Here is a 25,793-nt window from a genome sequence, read left to right as displayed (position 1 = left end):
TAAAATCTTAAATGAATGAAAGCCTATCAGGTTCACTTGATGGGCTTTTTTTATTTTTAATCAAAAGGATAAGTTAACAATGACTCGATTTTTAATCGTCTATTCTTCCTTTTAATTTCTTATTAGATATTTATTTTGAACGACTGTTCTATTTTGGTTTATATTGTTTTCACACCAACGGAGAGCAGTCACTAAATCTCCGTAAATGACCAAATTTAGAATCAGAATTGATAGGAATAGAACGATGAGCAATTTCAAAATTCACTCAGTAGAATCAGCACCAAAACAAAGCCAACCTATTCTTGATGGCGCTAAAAAGCAGATGGGTCGAGTTCCAGGCTTGTTTGGTGTGTTAGCGGAATCACCGAATACACTCAAGGCTTATACTCCGCTTCATCAAGCGTTTAGCGATTCATCTTTCGATGCAGAAGAACTGACAGTGGTTTGGCAAACCATTAACGTTGAGCACGAATGTCACTACTGCGTCCCAGCTCATACTGGCATTGCACACTCAATGAAGGTTGACCCGGCAATTACTGAAGCACTGCGTAATCGCACGGCACTTCCAACAGAAAAGCTGCAAGCTCTACACGACTTCACGCTAAGTATGGTTCGTAACCGTGGCAATGTGCCAGCAAACGAAATGGAAGCATTCTTCGCTGCGGGTTACGGCCAACAGCAAGTTTTAGAAGTGATTCTTGGCCTGTCACAGAAAGTGATCAGTAATTACGTAAACCACGTTGCTGAAACGCCAGTAGACAAAGTATTTGAGCAGTTCGCTTGGCAAGGTTAATCGCTTTTAATTAAGTCAGGAATGATAATGATGAAAGCCCCGCTCAGTTGAGCGGGGCTTTGTTATGTTCAGGGTCTAGCCTGTTTTAGTGGAGCAGTTAACGTGTATGTTTGGCGATCAACTTCGCCAGCGTTGCGACTCCTTCTTTCCAGTCCTTGTTCTCTTCAATGTTCGCGACAGTAAAGCGCAGGCAATGTTTGTATTGGTCGTGGGTGCCAAACACAGTGCCGGGTAAGATACCTAACTTATGCTTCAAACAATCTTGGTAGACGGCATAGCTGTCGAGTGATTCGGGGAGCGTTATCCAGTTTATAAATGCTCCCTCAGGTTTGGAAAGATGGTAGCGTCCTACAAGATGAGGGTAGCTATCTAAGGCTTGAATCAAAAGGCTTTGAAATTGCTTTTGGTTGGTTTGATAGAGTCGCTTCATCTTAGATAAATGACTGCGATATTTGCCAGTGGTGAGAAACTGGCCGACCGCTGATTGCATCAGGTTGGAGCTACCCATGTTGTCACACAGTAGGTACTTTTCGATTAAAGGTTGATAGCGACCGGAAAGCAGCCAGCCAACACGCAAGCGAGAGTCCAAAGTCTTGGATAGAGAGTTCACGTAGATCACTCGTTCTTGGTCATCCAGTTCTTTCAAGCTCGCAATCGGAGCATCAAACGCCAAACTCCCGAACACATCATCTTCAATAATCGGCAAAGATCCGGTTATCTCTAATAATGCTTTTCGGTTGGCAAGTGGCATTCTAGATCCTGTCGGGTTGGTAAAGTTTGGTGTCAGCAGCAGCGTTTTCACTTCCCATTTATCTAAGGCATTTTGTAGTGCTTGAATATCGATTCCATGGCTCACACTGCTTGGTATTTCAAGTGCTTGTAAGCCTAGTGATTCCAATAGGAGTAAGTTACCAAAGTAGCATGGAGACTCAACTACAACGATATCGCCCGGTTTGGTTAACGCGCGAAGTGCTAAACTGATCGCTTGCTGCGCGCCGTGAGTGATCGCAATCTCTTTCGATCCTGCAGGTACGCCCAGATCGTGGGTGATCTTTAACAATTGTTTTACTAATTGTTCGTCGCCGGGCGGCAGTTGGTAATAGCCAGGAAGTTGAGTCTGCAAGCGGCTGTGGCGACCAATTTCAGCGTACAGACTACGAATGGCGGGGTTGTTAATGTTTGGGTGAGCAGAGCCTGCTTGTAACTTTAAACGCCCACTGGGGCGGGAGAGTACAGATTTAGTGACAGATAAAAGGTCAACTTTTTGCGGCTGGCTCGGTGCATCCCAACTTGTGATGTTGGGGGCTTTAACGCGATAACCCGACTTGGGAACGGAATATACCCAGCCCGTCGCTTCCAACTCTTGATAGGCACGAATCACGGTGTTTTTGCTTACACCCAGTTGCTCGCTTAGTTGTCGGATTGAGGGTAAGCGATCGTCAGGGTGAAAGAGCCCTTTATCGATTTGAGCCTTAATATGTTGCTCGGTGGCGAGATATTTATTACCGCTGACTTCTACTTCCACACTGTTCTCCTTTCTACCGATTCTCAACCTGTAACCATTTAAAGTATTATATCTGTATCTTTATTAGTTATCTGTACCCAACTAAGGTAACAGCATTGATGAAGAGTTGACCAGAGGTTTGTAATGCTGATTAAAATGATTCCGTTTGTGTTTGTAATATTGTGGTCGTCAGGCTTTGTTGGCGCTCGTCTTGGTGTTGAATACGCTGAACCCGCGACGTTACTTTCACTTAGGATGGTAGCTAACGTGGCGCTGTTCTTGGTTTTGATTGCAATCCTTAAACGTCGTATCCCTCGTGGTCGAGCATTTTTTCATGCGTGTGTAGTTGGGATATTGATTCATGGTTTTTACCTCGGTGGTACCTATCTAGCGATTGATATGGGGATGCCTGCAGGTTTGAGCTCTTTATTGGTGGGTCTGCAACCTATTCTTACCGCGCTGATCATGGTTAGCTGCACCTCACAGCGTTTTAACTTTGCGCAATGGCTTGGTTTAGCGCTTGGCTTTGCGGGTATTAGCTTGGTGTTAATGGGTAATATTGAATGGCAATCGGATGACCAAAAAGGCTTGGCGACACTGTTATGCTTAGTGTCACTGGTAGGTATTACTTGCGGCACTTTATATCAAAAGCGTTTCTGTAAGGGGACAGACATGGTGGGCGGTGCAATGGTGCAATACTTGGCTTCTGCAGCGTTGTTCCTGCCTTTTGCGATGCGCTACGAAACCATGCAAGTGAACTGGACGGTAGAATTTACGTTAACGCTGATTTGGCTGGTGGTCGTTCTATCTTGTGTCGCAATATTGTTGTTACTTTACATGGTGGAGAATGGGGCGTCTTCAAGTGTCGCATCGGTGTTTTATCTCGTACCGCCGACAACCGCAATTCAAGCGTGGCTTATCTTCGGCGAGTCGTTCGACATCTATGGCGCAATGGGTTTTGCGTTGTCAGCCACTGCGGTTTATCTGGTGGTGAAGAAGCCCGAATTGATTAGGTTCCGAAGACAAGCAGCTTTAAACCGTTAAAAATAAAAAGAGCCTGAATATTCAGGCTCTTTCTCTATCAATAACTTTCTAGCGACTATCGATTAGCGCTTCATCAAGCATGCGTAAGCCGTTGTAAACGGTGCTTCTTGGTATTGTTTTAGGCCAGTCTCTTTGAACTTCATCATTAGAGGGTTACGCTTCAGGCTTTCTTTGATGTCTGCTGGAGAAACTACTTCAACGTTTAGGCCGTCGATCAATTGGATCGCTGCTTCTAGTTTGAAGCCGAAGCCACCGCCAGCAAATTTGCCTTTAGTTTGGCGTTGGCGAATCACTACTTTTTCTACTTGGTAATCTTCCATTAACTTTGCAAAAGAGAATTGAAAGTCTTTCATATTCTGTGTGTCGTTAGCGTCGCTGATAGAAACCTTAGAAACTCGGCAATCAGGAATGTTAAATACACCATCTGACAGAGAAAGAAGACAGATGACTGCATCGTTACCTTTGATTTCAACACCACAAATTTTCATGTTCTTACCTACTTATTTTAGAGCCCTATATTATGGTGTTATTTCTAACACTTCTCCACTATTTGAGAGGATTCGTCACAAATAATTCTAAATTAGTCGATATTTGAACCCAAAACAAAGCTGCTTGAAAAAGTCCGATAGCCAAAGGTAACTGATATTTATGGGTAAAGTCTTCTGATTAAGGTGACAGAGATCAGTAACTTCAATACACTGCATTGGTATCCGTAGTTCAGCACAAGGTAAAGGCATGGCCAATTGGGAAGGAGTTAGTGAGTTTGTTGCAGTTGCAGAGCGTGAAAGCTTTACTGGTGCAGCGCAGAAGCTTACTACATCGGTCGCTCAAATTAGTCGCAGAGTAGCAAACCTCGAGGAGCGTCTCGCGGTGAAACTGCTTAACCGAACGACTCGAAAGGTTTCATTAACTGAAGCCGGGCAGCTATATTATCAGCAATGTAAATTGTTAGTCGAGGGATTAGAAATTGCGGAGTTAGCAGTTACTCAAATGCAATCGACACCGAAAGGATTACTGAAGGTGACAGCTCCTGTGACTTATGGCGAGCGCCAGCTTGCACCATTACTCCATCAGTTTTTAAAGCTTCACCCTCAAGTTGAGTTAGAGCTAATGCTGACTAACCAAAAGCTTGACTTGATCGACTCTGGCGTAGATGTTGCGATTCGCCTGGGTCGATTAGAAGATTCAAGTCTTGTGGCGAAGAGGCTTTCGCAACGACAGCTCTACGTATGTGCAAGCCCTGACTATATCGAACGTTACGGTGAGCCTCACACAATCTCCGAATTGAGCAATCATCAATGTTTGGTTGGTGGTTTTGAGCATTGGCGCTTTAAAGAAAATGGTCGTCCTCGCTCGGTGCGTGTTAATGGGCGTATTAAGTGCAATAGTGGTTTGGCTTTGTTAGAAGCAGCAAAGCAAAGCATAGGTTTGGTACAGTTACCAGAATATTATGTGAGTGAAGATCTAGACTCTGGAGAGTTAGTTGAGGTGCTTTCTGATTATCGAGACGATAAAGAGGGTATTTGGGCGCTTTATCCTCAAAATCGTAATCTGTCTTCAAAGGTACGTCTACTGGTGGACTTCCTTTCTGAACAATTAGATTAGTTTTGAACAGTCTGTTCATAGACGTAAAAAAGAGCTGAAGAAACTAAACTCTGAAGCTCTTTTGTTAAGGTTATTTTTTTATTGAACGCTTCACATCAGACCGTGAAACGGTCGACCAAGTGGTAAAGTTCATTCGCGCGGTTATTGAGGTTTTGGCTACCAGCGCGGTTTTGGTTGGCTAGCGATGCCGATTGAGAGCTTTGGTCTGATATGACGACAATACGTTGAGATATCTCTTGGCCGACAATGTTTTGCTGTTCGGTTGCTGTCGCAATAAGCGAGTTCATATCCATGATGGTATCGATCGATTCTTGGATCTTCGCCAGTGCAGTTGCGGCAGCGTTCGCCTCTTCGACGGTTTGAGTACTTCTATTCTGACTTGAATCCATCGCTTTCACTGCGGCATCTGAAGCGGCTTTTAGCTGCTCAATCATTTCATGTATGTCACCTGTACTTTCCTGAGTTCGGCTCGCCAGCTTACGAACCTCATCGGCGACTACTGCAAACCCACGGCCTTGTTCACCTGCTCGAGCGGCTTCAATTGCAGCATTCAGTGCCAATAGATTGGTTTGCTCGGCAATGTCTTGAATGACAGCTAACGAAGAGGAGATGTTCTGAACATCGTCTTCTAAACGAGACACGACAGCGTTAGCTTCCGACACCTCACTGGCTAAAACAGCTACTGAATCAGCCGCCGCGTTTACGATTTGCTGGGCTTCTTTGGCATTGCCCTCTGCAAGCTTCGCTGAATCCGCGGCTTGGCTAGCGTTGCTTGATATCTCCTGAGCCGTTGTTGTCATCTCTGTCATAGCGGTAGCGACTTGTTCAGTTTCTTCCCGTTGCCCTGTCGCGAGTTCATCAACTTGAGCTGCGCGAGAAGACATGCTGGATGTTTCAGACACAACTTGTTGACCTACCTCGCTTACACTGCGAATAATGGTTTGCAGGTTAGTAACAAAAGCATTGAAGTTCTCGCTAAGCTTCGCGAATTCCGGTACTTTGAATGTTTCCATTCGAGCTGTTAAGTCGGCTTCACCAGTTGCGAAAGCCTTAATTGACAGGTCGAACTGTTCTATGGGCTTCATAATAGTACGGTTTACAACAACGGCAAATAGAGTAACCAATAGAGCGATCAAACCACAAAAAAGTGTAATCGCGGTGAGTGAGCTTTGTAGTGCAACGTTTGAACTCTCTTTCATCTCGGCGATGACTGCATCAATGTCGTCTGTGTAAAAGCCAGTACCAAGCATCAAGTCCCATTGCGGAATAAATATTGAGTAGCTGAGTTTTGGTAGTGCTTCCGACTGGCCAAGTTTTGGAAAATAGTAGGTAGTGAATTTGCCAAGCTTTGAGTTCTTAATAAGATCACGAATCAGGTAATGGCCTTTTTTATCTTGCAAGTCATAATAATTTTTTCCAATACCATCGGTATTTTGCCCTGCGAATATTCTCACTCCTTTAGAGTCGTAACCAAAGATATAGCCCGACTCGCCATACTCTAGTGTTCTTAAGGTTGGCAAGGCATCTTCTAAAGTTGCACCTCGTTCTAAGAGCGGGCTGATAGAAGACTGGGCCATTTGTAGATAAGCTTTAAGTTCCTTTTCTTTCATGGCCATCATTTTGCTGCGTGTGGATTCGACTTGTTGCGCGGTCAGCGCTGCACTCTTCATATATGTTACGCTCATCATTCCGATGGCCATCAGTAGCAGAGGAATGAAAGAGAGAATATAAAGACGTTTTTTGATGGTTAGGGTCATGTCTACTTCCTGTTTGATCGTCTTGTGCAATTTTAAAAACACAATATGAATGCAGTTGCTATTTGTAAATGAGCTTATTGATGAATTGTTACCCCAGAGCGATTTTGTTTTATAAATATGATGGCTGTTAGATGTTTGTTGTGACATTTGTTCCAATCAGGCTAGATGGTGAAAAAGTCCTTTTTGTTCGGGCCTTTTGTTTCGATGCTTTTGAATTCGACGTTGCTTTGTTAGAATGCGGCGCTTTGTAGCACCCTGCTATGTCTATTCGTTAAGTGAGAAAGATTCATGAACAAAAGCCATGTGACTATTGGTTTAACTAACCCTAAAAGCCCGACAAACGTGGGTGCTGTCATGCGTGCGGCTGGTTGTTATCAGGTCGACGAAGTTAAATATACAGGGCAACGCTACGAAAAAGCCGCTAAATTTCACACTGATACCAAGAGTGCTACGCGTACTATTCCGCTGACGGGCGTTGAGTCGTTTTTAGACAACCTTGACCCTGAAACCAAGATTGTTTGTGTGGAACTTGCGGAAGGTGCTACGCCACTGCCACGTTTTAAACACCCAGAAAACGCGATTTACATTTTTGGCCCAGAAGACGGTTCTATTGCTCAAAACGTGGCCGATCGAGCTGATCACGTGGTTTACGTTCCAACGGTTGGGTGCATGAACTTGGCTGCAACCGTGAATGTGCTACTTTATGACCGCCTTGCTAAGTCAGATGAAATGGACGAGAGTAACGAGCTGATTAAAAAAAGCCGCGATAACCGCAACCACTTGGTTATCAAGGAGAAGTGCTAATCTGACGCTCGTTGTTAGATGTTTTTAAAATTCAATATCGCTAAAATCGAAGGTAAACAGATTTAAAATATATTTGACGATGGCAAATATAAAGAAGATGCTCGCAATAGATAACGCGGCATAAATTAACGTTGTCATTTTAGTTACCTTTATATTAGTTAATGTATTTCAGTAATAAAAAACCACCTAACAAGGTGGTTTTTTATTTTAAGAGTTAAGGCTATTGACGTTTCATCTGATGCAGAGAGTGCATGATAACCAATACAATGGCGGCAACAGCGCAAGCCAAAAGCGTCAATGCTAAGTCGGCGAACTCGGCTGCTCTATGTAAGCCAAAACCAATAATTAAGTAATAGAACAGGCCTAATAGAGCTCCAGCACTGCCTAGGTGGTCGTGATATTTAGTCAAGGCACCACTAAGCAAATTAGGTAACGCAAGCCCGAATGATAGCGATACAAATACCATCGGGATGAAGAACCAAACGGATTCCTGCATGATAAACACACCAATGCCTGCAACTAGTAATAGGCAAGACGCAAATGCTACAATTTTGTCATGACTTAAATGCATGCGAATTAGCTTCATATTAATGACAGAACCTAGTACTGAACCCATCGCAAGAATAAAACCGGTATTACCAAAAAAGTTCACACTTGCCCCTAATTGCTCAAACATAAACGGGGCAATACTGTAGTACGAGAATAGTGCTATATTGAATAGTCCAACCATTAACGTTACGTACCAGATGTGTGCATCAGTTAGCATTTTTAAAGCAACAGAAATTAGGCTGTCTCGTTTTGTATTGGTTGGCTTTGTTTCTGGCAGCTTACTTAATGACCAAATCAGTAAGGCAGCCACAAGTAACACCATAGCCATGAATACCCATTTATAGCCACCCACAGATGTCAACCAACTACCGGCTAGCATCCCAACAACAGGGCTTATACCGATAGATGTACCCACAATCGAGAATACGTGGCTGAGTTCTTTACCTTGGTAGCCATCACGAATAATAGTTTGGGTGCAAACAGAGCCAACAGCAGCACCAAAGGCACAGCAACCAAACCCTGTGAGCATCAAAGTAAAAGTCGGTGCTAACATGGTAAACAGCGCTGCAATGATAAAGACGGTCAAACCCAGTAAGGTTGAAACTCGTCTCCCTATAACATCACACATGCGACCCCAGAATACGACTCCGAACGCAAAAGCAATAAAGAATATAGACATCGCTTGTGCCGCTTCACTACCGCTAACCCCAAAGTGATTTTTTACAGAAGTCAGAGCTGGGCTATACATGGTTTCTACTATTTGTGGAAACATTAGCAACACAACCGCCAATGGGATCGAAATTTTTCCAATAATCTTGTTCATTTTTTTGTTTTCAAATACCTCTAATTAAAATCGCAATGATTTAGTTATTTCCTGGACCTTTTAATAAGGGGGTAACAGAACAGGTACTATTCTAGGCATTATGTGCTAATGTCTTATAATGAGATTTGGACATAAAATATCGAAATAAGGACAAGCTGCTCAATGGCATTGATTTCAGAACAAGATGACTTTTGTGCTGACGACCATAACGGGTTAGTCGTTGGTGTTGCAGCTGAGGTTTCTAATCACGCTTCCGGCATACATTTTCATGACAAAGACCAGTTAATGTTTTCGAAGCACGGATGCATGACAATTACATTGGAAGATGTGAAGTATGTATTACCCCCAATGAGGGCTGCATGGATCCCGAAAGGCGTCCAACATGATGCTCAGATGACCAACATTACCCAATATCGCTCACTATATTTTGATCAATCCTTGTCAGAGCGCTTACCTAGAGGTGTGATGATTTTCGATATCACTGCGTTAATGAGAGTCTTGATAGAACGAATGGCGTTTTGGGCATTTGATAAGCCGAATAATGAGCAAATTAATACGTTGAATTTGTTTATCGAAGAGTTGAACGACTCGCAAGAGGTGTATTTGTCGTTGCCGTTACCTCAAGATCACCGTCTCAAATCTTGGTTATCTGATATTGATAACAAAGATTTTATGGCACCGTCGTTGGCACAATTGAGTGAGGTTGTTGGAGCGAGCGAAAAGACGATCACTCGGATCTTTAATAAAGAAACCGGGATGCCATATCAAAACTGGCGTCAGCAGTGGCGCTTGTTGGGCGCGATTGAATTGCTGTCGAGTGGCATGCGCATATCGGATGTCGCCTATAGGTTGGAGTTCTCTAGTGACAGTGCATTTATTCATTTCTTTCGTCAGAAAACAGGGATGACACCAATGAATTACATGACCAAGACATCCAACGCGGAGGCTATGTAACCTTCGTTAATGTCAGCCTCTAATCGCAATGTATATGTTAGTCTAGTGGCTTAATTACGCTCGCGAATCACAAGGACATCGATTTGAACCTAAGACAATTGGAAGTCTTTTACGCCATTATGCAGACCGGAACCGTATCTGGAGCAGCACGTAGCTTGCATGTGTCCCAGCCTAATGTGACGCGTATTTTGGCGCACACTGAGCAGCAGTTGGGGTTTGGCTTGTTCGAGCGTGTCAAAGGTCGATTGGTACCAACGGTTGAAGCGAAAACCTTGTTACCAGAAGCGGAGAAGGTCTACCAACAATTAGGCCAATTTCGCTCTTTGACCAACAAAGTGAAGCAAGGCCATCAGCACTTACGTATTGGTGCGCCGCCGATTCTAGCGACCAAATTGCTGACTCCGGTAGTCGCCCAAATGTCTCGCGAGCAAGAGCTCTCTTTTGAGTTGTTAACTGCCAATCGCGACGAACTGTGTTCAGGGTTATTGAAGCATGAGCTTGATATTGCTATCGCATTTGGAGACGAAGCACCGCCAGCGATACTGTCAGAAACGCTATTAACCAAATCCCTTCAGGTTCTAGTTCCATCTAACACCGTAGAGCATCTACCGACAGAGTTAACCCTTGATGACTTAATCAATTATCCGTTACCAATTATCGGGCTTGATAGTCGTGACCCCTTGGGTTTGCTGCTCCATCAAAGCTTGATTGCGCGAGATGAGCATTATCATCACCCAATATCGGTACGCGGATATAGCGCTGCGGCGGAGCTGGTTAAGCACCAAGCAGGGTTTGCGATTGTTGATCCGTGGACGGCAGAACAGTATCAAAATGACGATGCAGTCTGTGTGTTGCCACTTCAACCAGCTATTACTTTCTCAGTATCGACTCTATGCGCTGAGCATACGCCACAGTCGATTGCAGCTAAACAGTTCATTTCAGCACTGCAGCGCTCATGTTATTAGCTAAGTGCTGTTAGCTGATTAGTTTACCGTCTCCAATTACTACCCATAACATCATGTTATAGGCACGCGATAAATAGGCATTCGGCAGGGCTCAACTTCTTAATTAAGGTAAATCCATACAAGGACTCTTAATTAGGAATACACATGTCTATCGCTCAACCTTACCTTCTTTTTCTTGGGGATGTTACTGACCCTCTGGCTGCAAAAACAGCTCGTGGTATTCATCAGTGGCGACCAGAAATCTGCCTTGGTCAATTACGTTTAACAGAACAGACCGTTTCTCTTGGCTTGACGGATCTGACCTTGCAACAGGCACAAGCGCAGGGAGCGAAAACGCTCGTGATTGGCACTGCAAACCCGGGCGGCGTTATCCCTGACTCATGGCAACCTACGATATTAGCCGCTGCAGAAATGGGATTTGAGATTGCATCCGGCATGCACCAGCGCTTGAGTGAATTCTCACCGCTTGCTGACATGCAACAGCGAGGATTGATTAAGCTTCATGATGTACGCCATTTTGATGGTGTCCTCAACGTGGGTAATGGTAAACCTCGTCAAGGTAAGCGCCTGCTCACTGTCGGAACTGATTGCTCGGTAGGCAAGATGTTTTCTGCACTGGCGATTGAAAAATCGCTTAAAGAAGCGGGAATATCTGCTCAGTTTAAAGCGACAGGGCAGACTGGCATCTTGATTGAAGGCTGCGGTATTTCGATTGATGCTGTGGTTGCAGATTTCATTTCTGGCGCGGTCGAAGCGATTAGCCCTGAATTTACCGACCACGAGTGGGACATCATTGAAGGACAAGGTTCGTTGTTCAATCCATCTTTTGCTGGCGTGAGTTTGGGTTTGTTGCATGGCGCTCAAGCTGATGCGTTGGTTTTATGTCATGAAGTAGGGCGACCACATATTCGCAACCTTCCGCATGCTAAATTACCAACGATAGAACAGACGATTGACGTTAATTTGCAAGCGGCGCGACTGACAAATCCAGATGTGAAGCTGGTGGGTATATGCCTGAATACATCTGCGATTAGCATTGAAGAGGCTGAGACATTGTGCCAAGAATGGACCACACTTTATCAAGTGCCCGTGACGGATCCAGTGCGATTTGGTGTACAACATATTACTGATCATTTGCGACATTCACTTTAACGATTTCATCATTTCTACGTTTCCATTTGTTAAAGCGAACATCAACCGAGTGAAATTATGAAGATTACTGCAGAACCTATTACTATCGCGATGCAAACGCCTTTTCGCATCTCTCGAGGCAGCCGAACAGAGTGTCATGTTGTTCGCGTTTACATCGAACATAATGGTAAACAAGCGCAAGGCGAGTGCACGCCTTATCCACGTTATGGTGAGTCATCCGAGTCTGTGTTGGCGCAAATTCAACAAGCTGCTAGCTCTCTTGAAACGGCTTTTGAGCGTGGTATGACCGATCCTGAAGAATTACGAGATCATCTTCAGTCTTTATTGACTGGAGGGGCTGCACGTAATGCTATCGATTGTGCGCTTTGGGATTATCAAGCGCAGCAGAACGACCAGATCTTTCCGAATCGCTTGTTCGAGTTACCAACGCAGATTGTTACCGCAATGACAGTCTCGATTGGCACACCAGAAGCGATGGCAATACAAGCTCGAGATTATGTGGCGAACGGTGCGAAACTCTTAAAAGTGAAGCTTGATGGTGAGCAAGTAGTAGAGCGTGTGCGCGCTGTCCGAGAAGCGGCTCCTGGGGTTAAAATTGTACTGGACGCCAATGAAGCGTGGGCAGGGCTGAATCTTGAAGAACTGTTTAACCAATTGGCTGAGTTTGATATCGCGATGATCGAGCAACCTTTACCACAACAGCATGATGCCTCGCTGGCACACATCAAGCATCCTATCCCACTGTGTGCTGATGAAAGCTGCCACACCACGTCGCAGCTTTCGTCGCTATTGGGCAAGTATGAAATGGTCAACATCAAGCTGGATAAAACTGGTGGTCTGACAGAAGCATTAGCACTTGCCGAAGAAGCGCAAAGGCTTGGGTTTACTCTTATGTCTGGCTGTATGCTTGGCACTTCATTGGCCATGCGTGCAGCGCTGCCTATTGCTGTGCAGTCTGAAATTGTCGACCTCGACGGCCCTGTATTACTTGGTCAAGACGTGTCGCCAGCACTGATTTATCAAGATGGGATGATCATTCTTTAACTCGTTGAGTCTCGGCTATTAAATTGACGTGATATTGATGAAATCGCATAGGTGAAAGCCTATGCGATTTTTTATATTGATAGAGTAATCACGTTTCTGTCGGTGAAGTCACTTTCTTCTCTCTCAAAACAGACAGTCCGGGGTTTATAAAATAATTGTTATGGTGTTTTATGTGAAATGTTAATGATTGCTCTTGTTTTCATAGTTTCACTAAAACTATTTGAAGTGGCTTTAAGTCGGGCTAACCACCTAACTGATTGAATCATTGACCTTTACTGTTGGTTTTTGATTAGAAGAAGGTGGGGCGAGTGAGTAGTCGTGTCTCAGAGGTGATAGACAACAAGGACCGTTTTGAACGTCCATTTCCGATAAAGATTCCGCGTCGTAAGTGGTTTGGCTGGAAAGGCATAGAGCTACGTTTGGTGCTGGCGTTAGCCATGTTATCGATGACTACCATCTTCCTCTCGGTAGTCTCCAGTTTCACCTTTGATAACCTAAATCAACGCCTTGTTGAGCTAAAAGAGAGTGAAATCCCCGCTTTAGATAACGCAGCCCGCTTAAATGACATGGTGCGTGTCATTATCACAACCTCATCTCAACTCAGTGATGCGGAATCCAATTTAGAGCGTAAACAAGCGATGCTTAAAATTGAAGATGCTATTTCAGTTATGAATAGCGTTATGGTGCAATTTCCGGATTATCACTCCTATTTTAAAGATCTTATTGCTCAAGTTAACAATAGCCTCAGTCTGTTGTACCAAAGTGAGATTGAATCTGAACAGCTCAACCAAGAACTTCGAAATCTACTCGAAGGCTTTTACCCGCTATTGCAGCAAGCCAGTGATTTACTCGATAGCTTGCCTGATTCAGCCAAAGAGCAGGTTCAATTCACGCAATTAAAGTCCCTGCTGTACTACCAATTAGGCTTGGTAGAAAAACTGTATAACGACGCCAGTTTTAATGAGCTGGATTACACCAGTTTACGACTTGAGCAGGTTGGAGAAGAATGGTGGCAGCTATGGGTAAGTGGCGATCTAAGAAGTGATTTTCCAACATTGGACAATCAACTTACCGTGATTTACAACCTAGCCTCAAGTGATAGCAGCTTGTATGGGCTGAAAAACAAAGCGCTCGACCATCTCTATCAAGAGCAATATTTCTTACAAAACAGCCGTGAGCATTTGAATCAGTTAACGGTACAAATCGAACGTAACACTAGCCAAGTGAACCGCAATATTGATCAGTCGATTCAGCAGGCGCAACACTCTTTGCAATCGAACCAACGTTTGTCACTTTTTCTCTCTCTTTTTAGTGTGTTAGCTGCCGCGGCTATCTCATGGTTCTATGTGCGCAAGAGTATTTTGGAAAGGCTATTACAGCTTAAAGACAACATGTTCGCGATTTCTACGGGCCATTTAGATACCGAAGTCGCGATTCGTGGCAAAGACGAAGTGACGCAAATGGCTAAGTACTTAAAGGTATTTCAAACCACCGCCAAAGTCGTCAAGCAAACCAACCGAAAATTGGAGGCAGAGGTAGAAGAGCGCACCTTAGCCGAGGCCAAGCTGCGTGTTACTCAGGATGAGCTCATTCAAGCTGGAAAACTGGCCGCGTTGGGGCAGTTAAGTGTCGGCATTACTCACGAGATCAATCAACCTCTGACCGCAGCAAACAGTCACGTTCGAAGTGCTCAATTATGGTTAGGTAAGCAAAGGCCAGACAGAGCAGAAGAGAACCTGAAAAAGATCGAGATCTTATTAGACAAAGTGGCTGCGATTACACGTCACTTGAAAGCCTTCTCACGCAAGAGTGACGGCAAAATTGATAACGTCGAGGTGGAGAAGGTGATTGGCGATGCGATCGACCTCTTTGAAACTCGGCAGAGTAGGGTGTCAATTCAGTATTCCCTACAAAGCGATCAAATGGTGCGAGCCAACAGCATTCGCTTAGAGCAGGTGCTGGTGAATTTAATCAGCAATGCGTTGGATGCCGTTGAACACAGGGAGCGGCCCCAGCTCAGCATCTCCACTCAAGAGTATCTGAACACTATTCAAATTGCAGTTAAGGACAATGGATTAGGAATACCCGAAGAGGACATTCCTTATCTGTTCGACCCATTTTATACCCGTAAGATAACCGGTAAGGGGCTCGGGCTCGGTTTGTCTATCGCATACAACATAATTAAAGACTTTGGCGGCTCGATTCACGTCGAATCGATTGAACACCAAGGCACCACCTTTATCGTCACTCTACCAAAAGGCACAAACTCATGACTTCAGAAAAACACATAGTTCTTATCGACGATGAAACCGACGTTGTTGAAGCCGTGAGTGAAATGTTGGAACTCGAGGGTTTCCGTGTCACTAGCTTTACCGACCCAAACCTTGGCCTAAAATCCCTCAAAGCAAATAGTCAGTTGGTGGTGCTGTGTGATGTGCGAATGCCACAAGTTGACGGGCTTACGTTGTTGAGCTCAATCCAACATCGCGCAGCCAATGTTCCGGTATTACTGATGAGCGGGCATGGTGATATTCCGATGGCGATAGAGGCGATGAAGTTGGGTGCGTTCGACTTTCTGGAGAAACCTCTCAATGCCAGTGAGTTGGTAGAAAAGCTCGACTTGGCGTTGGCACAGTGTCAGCACAACAGCCCTGCAACGTTAGACGACGAACGGGATACAGAACTACCGATTGAATCTGTGGTTATCGGGCAATCCAAAGCGATGGACACCATACGTAAGCAAGTGCTTGCGCTCTCTCATACTGGCGTCGACACCATCATTAACGGCGAGACTGGAACGGGCAAAGAGGTGATTGCTCGCGCCTTACATCAGTTTAGCCGTCGTAAGGCAAAGCCGTTTGTCGCAATAAACTGTGGTGGCATGACAGAGAGCATTATTGAGAGTGAGCTGTTTGGTCATGAAGCGGGCTCGTTTACCAGCGCCAATAAGAAACGCATCGGCAAAATAGAACAAGCCAATGGTGGCACTCTTTTCCTGGATGAAATTGAAAGCATGCCGATTGCAGTGCAGATTAAGTTGCTACGTGTGATTCAAGAACGAGTGATCGAGCGTGTTGGTGGCAATGAATTGATACCTGTCGATATTGTAGTCGTCGCTGCCAGTAAAGCTGACCTCGCAAGCCTCAGTGAATCAGGTGAATTTAGAGCCGACCTCTTCTATCGCTTAAATATTGCCAGCCTTAATCTCCCGCCACTGCGCCAACGCAAAGAGGACATTCAGGTATTGTTCCGCCACTTTGTGATTCAAGCAAGCCACAAATACAAGACGCGTCCTTCGACGATTTATCCCGAACAGATACAACAGTTGTGCCGACATGAATGGCCCGGAAACGTACGTGAGTTACGTAATGTTGCCGACCGATTTGTACTCGGCATTGTCGGCGATGGCTTTGGTCTGCAATCGCCAATTTGTGAATCGACTGGGGAAGATTTCGCCTTTGAAAAGCAGATGGAGCAGTACGAGAGAAATGTATTAACCGAAGCCTTGATAGAGAGCGCAGGCAATATCAATGAGGTATCAAGCAAGCTGAATCTGCCCCGAAAAACGCTTTATCGAAAAATGAAGAAACACCAGTTGGATAAAGAGAGCTTTAAAGCCTAACTCATTAACTTGGTTCTTGAGGAGCAAAGAGCAAACATAAACCAAAAGACAAAGCGGAAGAAAAAGCACAAGACAACAATGACCCATTTATCATTTAGTCGAATGATTAACTGTTTCAAGTAATTGTAATAAAAGAGTTTTAACATTTGGCACAAAGCGTGCAATCCCAACATTGTGGCATCAGACCACATGAGGTCATATCAGAAAAATAGAAATGACCGGATTAAGGAAATTAGAAAAATAATTGCTTGTTGCAAGGAGATACAAACATGAAGCAAATACTGAAAGGTTCGATTGCTCTGATACTCGGCGTTAGCTCAATGACAGCATGGGCGGCGACAGAGTCAGCAAACCTAGGACCTCGTCCCCTCTTTTTAGTCAACAATATGGACGAGAGCCCTTTGAAAACCAAGCTGCTCAGCTGTAGCGAAGGGCCTTTTCATCGTAGTGATTTTTCTATTGGGCATCGTGGAGCTGCAATGCAGTTTCCCGAGCACACTAAAGAATCTTACTTAGCGGCGATTCAGATGGGAGCCGGTGTCGTAGAGTGTGATGTTACTTTCACTAAAGATAAGGAATTGGTGTGTCGACATTCTCAAAGTGACCTGCACACCACAACCGATGTATTGGCTCACCCAGAGCTTGCTAAGAAGTGTTCAGTTCCATTTAAACCGGCGAACCCTGCGACAGGCGAAGATGCTCAGGTTGAGTGTCGTACTTCCGATTTCACGCTGGCGGAGTTTAAGACGTTAAAAGGAAAAATGGATGGGGCGAACCCGAAAGCAACCACAGTCGAAGAGTACATGAACGGCACTCCGGGTTGGCGAACGGATCTATACAGCCAGAGCGGGACGTTGATGACACACGCAGAAAGTGCGGCGCTGTTTAAAGAACACGGTGTGAAGGTGACACCTGAATTGAAATCGGCAGCGGTTGAGATGCCTTTCAATGGCTTCAGCCAAGAGATGTACGCGCAAAAGCTGGTGGATGAACTAAAAGATGCGGGCTTTGCACCTTCAGAGACTTACTTGCAATCGTTCAACCTAGATGATGTGAAGTACTGGATCAAAGCAGCACCAAAATTCGGTAAACAAGCCGTTTATCTTGATGACCGTGTTTACGAGCAAGCGGACTTTGTCGCTTCTGTTGAGAACATGAAAGAGCTGCACGATGCGGGTGTAAACATCATCGCGCCACCCCTGTTTGCTCTGGTTGATCTAGATGAGAATAACGAACTGGTTGCATCTAATTACGCTAAGCTCGCTAAAGATGCAGACCTCGACATTATCGCATGGACTCTGGAGCGTTCAGGCCCACTAGCGCAAGGCGGCGGTTGGTACTACAAGAGCGTGAAAGATGGTATCAACAATGATGGCGACATGATGAAAATGCTCGATGTGTTAGCACAAGATGTGGGTGTGATGGGCGTATTCAGTGACTGGCCTGCAACGGTCACTTACTACGCAAACTGCATGGACAGCGACGCCTAAGTTATCTGGATTATTGAAGAATAATAAGAGAAAAAGCAGTGAACCAAAGAGCCTTCGGGCTCTTTTTTTACCATCAAGGTTGATGGGACAGAAATGACCCAAATGATTGGTTTTGAGTTGGACATCAATGACTCAAAAGATCTTGGTTAGTTTGATTTTTGTTGTAAGTCATTGAAATTTAGCAAATAAAAATATGGCACGAAGGCTGCAATAGCGAAGGTGACTTTCAACAATAAGTAAAAGTAAGGTTTGAATATGAAAATCAGTGTTAAAGGACTGTTAATCGCTAGCTCATTACTACTTCCTTCAATGGCTATGGCAAGCGACTGCTCTAGCCGTGGTGTGTTAGACGATCGATACTGTGATGAAAACCAAGATTTGGTGGCAGATTCACCAAAGAATCCAGACGAGTGGAATGATCCAAGTACGCTTGTGTTTACCTACACACCAGTAGAAGACCCAGCGCTATACAAAGATGCGTTTGCCGACTTCCAAGCTCACCTAAGTAAAATCACAGGTAAGCGAGTGATCTACTACACGGTGCACTCGAACTCTGCACAAGTAGAAGCGATGCGTTCTGGTCGTTTGCACGTTGCTGGTTTCTCTACGGGTCCAACTGGTTACGCGGTTAACCTAGCGGGTTACGTTCCAATTGCAGTGAAAGGCGATGAGTCTGGTTTCCAAGGTTACAATCTGATCACCATTGTGCGCAAAGACAGTGGCATCAACACAATGGCTGATCTAAAAGGTAAAAAGGTTGCACACACTTCTGCATCATCAAACTCTGGCAACCTAGCTCCTCGTGCGTTATTCCCAGCTAAAGGGTTAGTGCCAGATGAAGACTACAAAGTGCTGTACTCAGGTAAACACGACCAATCTATCCTAGGTGTCTTCAATGGAGACTATGATGCAGCACCTGTGGCATCTGACGTGTACGATCGTATGGTAGCAGCAGGTCGTGTTGATGATTCTGAGCTTAAGATCATCTACCGCAGCCCACGATTCCCAACGTCTGCTTTCGGTTACGCTTACAACCTAAAACCAGAGCTAGTTGAGAAGATCAACGAAGCCTTCTTCAGCTACCGCTTCACACCAGAGATGAGTGCATCATTCAAAGGTGCAGACCGTTTCTCGCCAATCAGCTATAAGGAAGAGTGGGGCGTAATTCGTGATATTGCTCATGCGACAGGCACGGCTTACACCAAAGCAGGTTTGAAAAAACTGGCTGAAAAAGACGCTGCTAAACGCGCAAAGAAAAAAGCCGCTGAGTTAGCGAAACAAGCAAACAACGGCTAACCCTTAGTTCTCAGAACACTTACCTCAACCAATACCAGTTACTTACTACGATTGGTACCAGTATCTATGCCCTCGCGGGTAGGGCATAGATCATTCTAAAATTCGCACAAGGAAATGCAGTATGGCCGTAGCAAGCTATGACGGAATAAAGATCAACAACCTATTTCATGAATATGTGGCAGGCAAGCCAATCCTTAAAGGCATTAATATTGATATCGACGAGCCTGGTATCATCGCGATTATCGGACCGTCAGGTACCGGTAAAAGTACGCTTCTACGTTGTATTAACCGTCTTAATGACCCTAGCCAAGGGGAGATCATTTTCGATGGTGCCGACCTGACTCAACTAAAAGGCCAAGCACTTCGTAAACAGCGCCGCCATATCGGCATGGTCTTTCAAGAGTACAACTTGGTAGAGCGTTTAACGGTTATCGAAAACGTGTTGAGTGGGCGTTTAGGTTACATGACCGCTTGGAATGCGTGGCGCCGTAACTACTCAGCACAAGACTTAGCAAAAGCGTTTGAGTTACTGGAATTTGTTGGTCTGCAAGATTTTGCAAACCAACGTGCCGACAGCTTATCTGGCGGTCAAAGGCAGCGTGTTGGTATTGCTCGTGCAGTAATGCAAGACCCTTATATCCTTCTTGCTGATGAACCAACCTCATCACTTGACCCGAAAACCGCGGTTGAGATCATGGAGTTGATGGAAACCTTTGCCGAACAGAAAAACATCCCGGTGTTGGTGAATATCCACGATGTGAACTTAGCCAAGCGTTATGCCAAACGTATCATTGGTATGTGTAATGGCAAGGTGCATTACGATGGCAGCCCAGAAGGCATCTCAGAGGAAGATCTGAAAATCATCTACGGAGGTGAGTCATGGCTGGATTAAACCCAAGTTCGTCGCCAAGTCTTTCGCAAGCTAACCGTGAAAACCCGTTTAAAGCGTCGTGGACGAACCGTGCGATCATCGCTGGTGTTATCGCTTATTTGTTCTATAGCTTTTCGACATTGGGGCTGACGTTTGAGCGTTTGATCATCGGCTTTGGTGAAAGTGAACGATTACTATCTCGAATGTTCCCGCCGGACTTTTCACGTACCAGTTTGCTATTGAGTGGTCTCGCAGAGAGCTTGCAGATTGCGATTATTTCGAGCTTCTTTGGCATTGTGATTTCATTATTCCTTGGTCTACTTGCTGCAAGAAATATGATGCCAGCGATCGTCTCAACGCCGGTCCGTGCTTTTATCGCCTTATGTCGCTCTTTTCATCCAGTGATCATCGCCATCTTATTTGTAAAAGCGGTGGGCTTTGGGGCGCTAGCTGGCATCTTGACCTTGGTGTTTGCGTCGATAGGCTTCATCGCTAAGCTTTTCGCTGAAGCGATTGAAGAGATCTCTTTTAAACCGGTTGAAGCAATTAAAGCGACTGGCGCTAGCTTTGTAAGTGTCATTCTGTATGCCGTGATGCCGCAGGTTTTCACGCGATTTATTGGCTTTGCAAGCTATCAGTTGGATTCTAATCTGCGTAATTCGACTATGGTGGGCATTGTGGGGGCTGGCGGCCTTGGCGGAACACTTTTCTCTGCATTCCAACGTTTCGACTATGACTTCGTTGCCGCTATCTTGCTCACCATTATCGCACTGATTCTTGTCGGTGAATTCCTTTCCAACATTGTTAGGAGAATCTTCTAATGACAACTGCATCTATCGATAGAGAGTGGCAGCGTTTTACACCTAATGAACGTTTGGCTCGATTCGCCGTTTACCTTAGCCTAGTGTGTGCCATTGTTTGGTCTTGGCAGACGGTGGAAGTGATTCCTGAATTTCTTTTTGACGCGCCTGCTCAGTTCGCTGATATGTTTCAGCGTATGGTGCCAATGGATTACGCTTTTTACCCACAAACGATCCACGCTGCGATGATTGAAACGTTGCACATCGCGACCTTAGGTACGCTGTTTACTTTGGTGTTCGCGATTCCTTTGGCGTTGTTGAATGCACCAAACATTACTCCCAATAAAGCGTTGAACTGGTTTGCTCAATTTTTCCTTGTGTCTTCACGTTCGGTGAACTCACTGGTGTGGGCATTACTGTTTATCGCACTGTTTGGCCCCGGTGTTCTCGCCGGCATCATGGCAATTGCAATTCGCAGTATCGGCTTTGTAGGGAAGCTGTTAGCGGAAGCCATTGCCGAAGTGAACATGGGGCCTATTGAAGCCTTACGCGCAACGGGTGCTTCGTGGATGAGTATCTTGTTGAAAGGGTATTGGCCACAAGTGATGCCAGCGTTCTACTCAATCGTGTTATTCCGTTGGGACATCAACGTTCGTGAATCTGCGGTATTGGGTTTGGTGGGCGCTGGTGGTATTGGCGTGGTGCTTAACGATGCGCAAAACCTTTTTGAATGGCAAAAAGTTTCGATGGTATTAGTGAGTATTTTTGCGGTGGTTATCGTTGCAGAAGCGGTGGTTATCCACATCCGTAACAAACTGATTTAATCGGTGTGTTGTGTTCACTATGTTTTTTATGACATGTGTTTCGTGTGAAAGTTGAGAGCTTGCCTATCTAGCATTTTAAAGCTCAAACGACCCTAGGTAATTCGGTCTACCTAGCGGTCGTTTTTTTATGCGGTGTGTTCTGTATTAAACTGTATTAAACTGTATTTAACGGAGAGCGAGCGCTTAGAAAATACAGTGTTTCGCAAAGTCACCCGCTTCATTCGCCGTCCAGTCACCTTTTGGTTTCTCTTTCATATCTTCACACCAAGCTTCACTGCCAACTTCTGTACAAGCCATTAATTGAGTGGCTAGGAAAAGGATCAACGTGACTTTCTTCATAACAATTATTCCGTTTGGGCTAGATTTCGGATAACTCTATCAAATACTACTGATGATTGTCATAGCTATCAGGGGCCGGCGATATAGATTTGAGCTGAAGTCGCGATTTGGTAACGAGAAGGGATGACGGAGTCTCAAGATCGAAAAAGCCAGCAACATGTGCTGGCTTTGACATTCTTAATAAGCTTCTTTTATCGGTAAGCTTTGACTACTTGAGGAGTTATACCAGTTTCATCTCTTGGATGATGTCCGAAGCAATCTCTGGCTTGGTACTTGTTGGTTTCTCGTGTAGATCTGCTTTCAATTGTCCCTTACGGTTGCTTAGGCCAGCTTCTAGCTTTTTGATAGCTGATGAAATAGCTGGGTACATAACGTCATCTGTCGCTTTTGCTGTTACACGTACACCTTCGTAGTTGGTGAACACTTCAACCTGATGTTGACCATGTTCTTTGGTAATGATGATGTCGCAGCTGATCAGTGATGGAAAATGGTTAGATATCTTTTCGAACTTACCTTCGATGTCTTTACGTGAGTCGTCGTTAATTGATACGTGATGTGTTTGAACGTTTATTTTCATAAATCATACCTTTCCAATGACTGTATCATTTAAACGTAGCAAACATCGGATAGATTAACCAATAGAGAAAGTACACATGTGTGATTGACTTCAGTGTTATCAAATAATCTCTACTTACTCCCTTGAAAGTCCGAATAACTGATCGCATATTATGTTTTGTGTTTTCGAGACATGTTCAAAAATACTCCATCCTTGATGATTTGCTCTAATTATGAGCGCCACTCTAGTGAATATCTCTTCATCGGTTTTATAATTCCGAATTTGTCACTTGGCTAACTTCTTTTGTTTTTGATAAATAAGTTACCACTAGACTCTAATTTATAGACACTCAACTGCCCACTCCATATTGAAATTTGCTTCAAAGCTTCGACAGGTCTGAGTAACGCACTAACTATTTATGCATTCGTCACTCAATATCACAATTACCATCAAGGACTGCGGTAGTTTATTGAGATACCTGTTAGTACGGAATACCATAACACCGTCGTTAAATTTGGATCCGTTACCATGAAAATGCCTGTTAAATTGGCTGCTGTTGCAGCTTCACTTTCTTTCGCTTTTAATGCTTTTGCTGCGCCTGTTGAGTTTCAGAAAATTCCAGAGATCATGCAGCAATTTGAAACTGCAGAGCTGTACGTTAAAAAGTCTGTGACGCTAGGCCGTTTGCCTGCTGAATCTGAAATAGGCACTGAATTCCCGACCTACGTTTCTGACGGAAAAGGTGGTTACAGCTTAGAAACGAACAACGAGATGACGGACGATGTGGTTATTGCAAGTATGCCTAAGGCGATTGTTGATGATGTTTTCAACCAATGGTTGGTGCCAAAAGAGACGTGGATCAGCAGCTATGGTTCACTGCCAACGTCGACCACTGAGTTCAAGCCGTTTAACCGAATTAAAACCATCAAAGCGATTAAGATTGATGCTGAAATGCTTGAACTAATGGGCAGCGAAGATGGCAAAACAGCCGTGATTAAAGTGAGCTGGGATGAAAAAGGGATGAAGGTTTATAAGGAAGGTTACTTAGCGGATTATGAGTACGGTATTGCTCCTCATGAGATGCAAGAGAACTACGAGCTAGCTCCTAAGTAGTTTTATTCAATTCCGAAAAGCGCTCTGGTTTGCAGGGCGCTTTTTTATTGCTCTACCAAAATATGACTTAACTCACACTTTTCTGACATTTTACTGCTCGTTATGCTAGTATGCGCCGCTTGTCTTTGTAATTGATAAAAAACGCATTACCAAAACAGTCTTTTTCTGTTTATCTGCTTGTAATGACCTCATTCAGTTTGGCCTGACTTGGCCGAACATCTGCATTTTGCTCGGACGCAAAGAGAGTAGTTCTCACTACTTCACTATGTACATTTGAGAGCACCATCTATCAAAGGCCTTTTAGAAACAGCCTAGTTAGCGCGAACTATGTTCTGCGTGAAGGGTTTCGTTTTTCCAAAAATCCCCCTGGCGCCAAGTATTGCTTGGTTGCTGAAAAGTAAGGAGTCTATATGACGTCTACGGTATCTACATCCGTACCTACATCTCCAGCTGGTAATACAGCTTCGACAGAGAAAGAAGTAAACCATCCATTTCTTTCTTTGGTCATCATGGTAATCGTTGCAGCAATCGCAACCTACTTTATCCCTGCAGGCGAGTTTGAACGAGTGGTTATGAATGGCCGCACGGTGATCGACCCAGACAGCTATACACTATTGGCAAGCAACCCAACAACATTAGCCTCTTTTTTCGAATCATTTTTTAAAGGCTTCAAATCCGCTTCTGGCGTGATGGGTGTTGTGGTGTTTGTTGGTGGTGCTTTCGGTATCATCAAACACATGGGGCTGCTAGACGCTTCGGTCGTCGCGCTTACCACTAAGCTTAAAAAGCAAGGCTTGTATGTGATCGCACCAGTGATCATGACGGCGATCTTCTTCAACGTAACCTTCACTGGTATGCGTGAATTGGATGTTATTTTCATCTCGTTGATGATTCCGATCTGTATCAAGCTTGGATACGATGCGATCACAGCGTTAGGTGTTGTGCTACTGGCAAGTTGTGCGGGTTTTGCTGCGGCGTTGGCGAATCCATTCTTCACGGGGATTGCACATACTATCGCTGAGCTGCCTTTGTATTCAGGCATGTGGTATCGCTTTATTGTCGGCATGTTTATGCTGCTGACCGGTGCTTGGTATGTGTTGAATTACGCAAGAAAAGTAAAACAAGATCCAACTAAGGGTTTGTTACACGGCACGGGTTACCACTACGAATCAAACGTTGAAGCTAAATCTCTGACGGTTCGTGAGAAGCTAGCAGGTATCGCATTCTTAGGCGTGTTCGCATACATGATCTTAGGTACTCTGACGATGGGCTTTGGCTTTACTGAGATCGCAGGTGCGTTTGTGGCAATGGCGATCATTCCTGGCTTGGTGGCAGGATTGTCTCCTAACAAGATTTGTGAATATTGGACTAAAGGTGTCAGCGATGTATTAGTTGCGGTGTTGATCATCTTCTTTGCGCGTTCGGTGTTGACCATCATGGAAGACGCGAAGATTGTCGACTCGATTATCTACTACCTTGCGCAGATCATTTCAGGCAGCTCTAAGCTTGTTGCGGCGGCAGGTATCTACTTCTCACAAGCTGCGATTAACCTGTTTATCCCGTCGGGAAGTGGTCAAGCGGTGATCACCATGCCAATTATCATTCCACTGGCAGATATTGGTGAAGTGACTCGTCAAGTTGCTGCGTTGGCGTCTCAATTGGGTGATGGTATTTCGAATTACATTTATCCAACCAACGGTGGCTTGCTGGCGGTACTGGCGATTGCGAAAGTCCCTTATGGTAAGTGGGTGCGTTTCTTCTTACCGCTATTCTTGTTCTGGTCGGTGGGCGCTCTGATTTCAGTCGTGATTGCTCAAATGATTGAGTTAGGTCCATTCTAAGGCTCGGGCTTTAGTCGGATAAGTTTTGCTTGAAACAATCCAATAAC

At 44.7% G+C, this 25,793-nt stretch carries 23 protein-coding genes; 17 read left to right on the top strand and 6 right to left on the bottom strand.

Annotated features, from left to right (window positions below; all coding sequences use genetic code 11):
* Positions 1–244: 244 nt before the first annotated feature.
* Positions 245–793: a carboxymuconolactone decarboxylase family protein gene (locus tag JC606_RS13490; protein WP_198778752.1), complete on the top strand. Its 549-nt coding sequence runs from the start codon at positions 245–247 to the stop codon at positions 791–793.
* Positions 794–890: 97 nt separating this feature from the next.
* Here JC606_RS13490 and JC606_RS13485 read toward each other — a convergent pair whose 3' ends face one another.
* Positions 891–2,318 carry an aminotransferase-like domain-containing protein gene (locus JC606_RS13485; protein WP_198778751.1) on the bottom strand — a complete coding sequence of 476 codons (1,428 nt, stop codon included), beginning with the start codon at positions 2,316–2,318 and terminating at the stop codon, positions 891–893.
* Positions 2,319–2,441: 123 nt separating this feature from the next.
* Here JC606_RS13485 and JC606_RS13480 point away from each other — a divergent pair, with 123 nt between their 5' ends.
* Positions 2,442–3,341 (top strand): DMT family transporter, encoded by a 900-nt coding sequence (locus JC606_RS13480; RefSeq protein WP_102425236.1) that lies wholly within the window; start codon positions 2,442–2,444, stop codon positions 3,339–3,341.
* A gap of 62 nt (positions 3,342–3,403) precedes the next feature.
* Here JC606_RS13480 and JC606_RS13475 read toward each other — a convergent pair whose 3' ends face one another.
* A complete protein-coding gene (locus tag JC606_RS13475; protein WP_004741147.1) occupies positions 3,404–3,829 on the bottom strand; it encodes a DUF3010 family protein in 426 nt (141 codons plus the stop codon).
* 247 nt (positions 3,830–4,076) lie between these two features.
* Here JC606_RS13475 and JC606_RS13470 point away from each other — a divergent pair, with 247 nt between their 5' ends.
* A complete protein-coding gene (locus JC606_RS13470; RefSeq protein WP_137408814.1) occupies positions 4,077–4,946 on the top strand; it encodes a LysR family transcriptional regulator in 870 nt (289 codons plus the stop codon).
* A gap of 95 nt (positions 4,947–5,041) precedes the next feature.
* Here the strand turns inward: JC606_RS13470 and JC606_RS13465 are convergent, their stop codons facing one another.
* Positions 5,042–6,703, bottom strand: a complete 1,662-nt coding sequence (locus JC606_RS13465; protein ID WP_105024194.1) for a methyl-accepting chemotaxis protein — start codon at positions 6,701–6,703, stop codon at positions 5,042–5,044.
* A gap of 288 nt (positions 6,704–6,991) precedes the next feature.
* Here JC606_RS13465 and JC606_RS13460 point away from each other — a divergent pair, with 288 nt between their 5' ends.
* Positions 6,992–7,507, top strand: coding sequence for an RNA methyltransferase (locus JC606_RS13460; RefSeq protein ID WP_137408812.1), 516 nt, complete (start codon positions 6,992–6,994; stop codon positions 7,505–7,507).
* 220 nt (positions 7,508–7,727) lie between these two features.
* Here the strand turns inward: JC606_RS13460 and JC606_RS13455 are convergent, their stop codons facing one another.
* Entirely contained in the window at positions 7,728–8,879 is a 1,152-nt protein-coding gene (locus tag JC606_RS13455) for an MFS transporter (protein WP_198778750.1), read from the bottom strand.
* Positions 8,880–9,041: 162 nt separating this feature from the next.
* On the opposite strand from JC606_RS13455, the gene JC606_RS13450 reads away from it, so the two are divergent.
* From JC606_RS13450 to phnE (JC606_RS13400), 11 genes are all read left to right on the top strand, one after another.
* The gene (locus JC606_RS13450) at positions 9,042–9,833 is read left to right on the top strand and encodes an AraC family transcriptional regulator (protein WP_198778749.1); all 792 of its coding nucleotides are present in this window, start codon (positions 9,042–9,044) and stop codon (positions 9,831–9,833) included.
* Between the two features lie 83 nt (positions 9,834–9,916).
* The gene (locus JC606_RS13445) at positions 9,917–10,798 is read left to right on the top strand and encodes a LysR family transcriptional regulator (protein ID WP_198778748.1); all 882 of its coding nucleotides are present in this window, start codon (positions 9,917–9,919) and stop codon (positions 10,796–10,798) included.
* A 144-nt stretch (positions 10,799–10,942) separates the two neighbouring features.
* Positions 10,943–11,950, top strand: coding sequence for an N-acetyltransferase DgcN (dgcN, locus tag JC606_RS13440; RefSeq protein WP_137408809.1), 1,008 nt, complete (start codon positions 10,943–10,945; stop codon positions 11,948–11,950).
* A gap of 57 nt (positions 11,951–12,007) precedes the next feature.
* The gene (dgcA, locus tag JC606_RS13435; RefSeq protein ID WP_137408808.1) at positions 12,008–12,994 is read left to right on the top strand and encodes an N-acetyl-D-Glu racemase DgcA; all 987 of its coding nucleotides are present in this window, start codon (positions 12,008–12,010) and stop codon (positions 12,992–12,994) included.
* Between the two features lie 299 nt (positions 12,995–13,293).
* Positions 13,294–15,267 (top strand): ATP-binding protein, encoded by a 1,974-nt coding sequence (locus JC606_RS13430; protein ID WP_137408807.1) that lies wholly within the window; start codon positions 13,294–13,296, stop codon positions 15,265–15,267.
* Complete coding sequence (locus JC606_RS13425; protein ID WP_198778747.1) at positions 15,264–16,616, top strand: sigma-54-dependent transcriptional regulator; 1,353 nt, start codon at positions 15,264–15,266, stop codon at positions 16,614–16,616. The genes JC606_RS13430 and JC606_RS13425 overlap by 4 nt, the downstream gene beginning before the upstream one ends.
* A gap of 269 nt (positions 16,617–16,885) precedes the next feature.
* Entirely contained in the window at positions 16,886–18,106 is a 1,221-nt protein-coding gene (locus tag JC606_RS13420) for a glycerophosphodiester phosphodiesterase family protein (protein ID WP_137408805.1), read from the top strand.
* A 255-nt stretch (positions 18,107–18,361) separates the two neighbouring features.
* Positions 18,362–19,402 carry a phosphate/phosphite/phosphonate ABC transporter substrate-binding protein gene (gene phnD, locus JC606_RS13415; protein WP_102425933.1) on the top strand — a complete coding sequence of 347 codons (1,041 nt, stop codon included), beginning with the start codon at positions 18,362–18,364 and terminating at the stop codon, positions 19,400–19,402.
* 121 nt (positions 19,403–19,523) lie between these two features.
* Positions 19,524–20,294 (top strand): phosphonate ABC transporter ATP-binding protein, encoded by a 771-nt coding sequence (phnC, locus tag JC606_RS13410; protein ID WP_017631561.1) that lies wholly within the window; start codon positions 19,524–19,526, stop codon positions 20,292–20,294.
* The gene (gene phnE, locus JC606_RS13405) at positions 20,282–21,094 is read left to right on the top strand and encodes a phosphonate ABC transporter, permease protein PhnE (protein WP_061033843.1); all 813 of its coding nucleotides are present in this window, start codon (positions 20,282–20,284) and stop codon (positions 21,092–21,094) included. Before phnC ends, phnE (JC606_RS13405) begins: the two co-directional genes overlap by 13 nt.
* Positions 21,094–21,897: a phosphonate ABC transporter, permease protein PhnE gene (gene phnE / locus JC606_RS13400; protein ID WP_198778746.1), complete on the top strand. Its 804-nt coding sequence runs from the start codon at positions 21,094–21,096 to the stop codon at positions 21,895–21,897. The genes phnE (JC606_RS13405) and phnE (JC606_RS13400) overlap by 1 nt, the downstream gene beginning before the upstream one ends.
* A 183-nt stretch (positions 21,898–22,080) precedes the next feature.
* Here the strand turns inward: phnE (JC606_RS13400) and JC606_RS13395 are convergent, their stop codons facing one another.
* Together JC606_RS13395 and hpf are read right to left on the bottom strand one after the other, a co-directional pair.
* Positions 22,081–22,236 carry a DUF3012 domain-containing protein gene (locus tag JC606_RS13395; protein ID WP_081090369.1) on the bottom strand — a complete coding sequence of 52 codons (156 nt, stop codon included), beginning with the start codon at positions 22,234–22,236 and terminating at the stop codon, positions 22,081–22,083.
* Positions 22,237–22,456: 220 nt separating this feature from the next.
* Positions 22,457–22,813 (bottom strand): ribosome hibernation-promoting factor, HPF/YfiA family, encoded by a 357-nt coding sequence (gene hpf, locus JC606_RS13390; protein ID WP_128163573.1) that lies wholly within the window; start codon positions 22,811–22,813, stop codon positions 22,457–22,459.
* Between the two features lie 507 nt (positions 22,814–23,320).
* Between hpf and JC606_RS13385 the strand changes: the two genes are divergently transcribed.
* Together JC606_RS13385 and JC606_RS13380 are read left to right on the top strand one after the other, a co-directional pair.
* Complete coding sequence (locus JC606_RS13385; RefSeq protein WP_198778745.1) at positions 23,321–23,905, top strand: hypothetical protein; 585 nt, start codon at positions 23,321–23,323, stop codon at positions 23,903–23,905.
* 410 nt (positions 23,906–24,315) lie between these two features.
* On the top strand, positions 24,316–25,746 hold the full coding sequence (locus tag JC606_RS13380) for a YfcC family protein (protein ID WP_198778744.1): 1,431 nt from the start codon (positions 24,316–24,318) through the stop codon (positions 25,744–25,746).
* Positions 25,747–25,793: the final 47 nt, after the last annotated feature.

Source organism: Vibrio sp. IB15, from assembly GCF_016406055.1.
In the GTDB taxonomy this organism is placed as follows: Bacteria; Pseudomonadota; Gammaproteobacteria; order Enterobacterales; family Vibrionaceae; genus Vibrio; species Vibrio chagasii.
The sequence above is the reverse complement of the archived record's forward strand: the minus strand, read 5'-3'. Positions and strand labels throughout refer to the sequence as shown.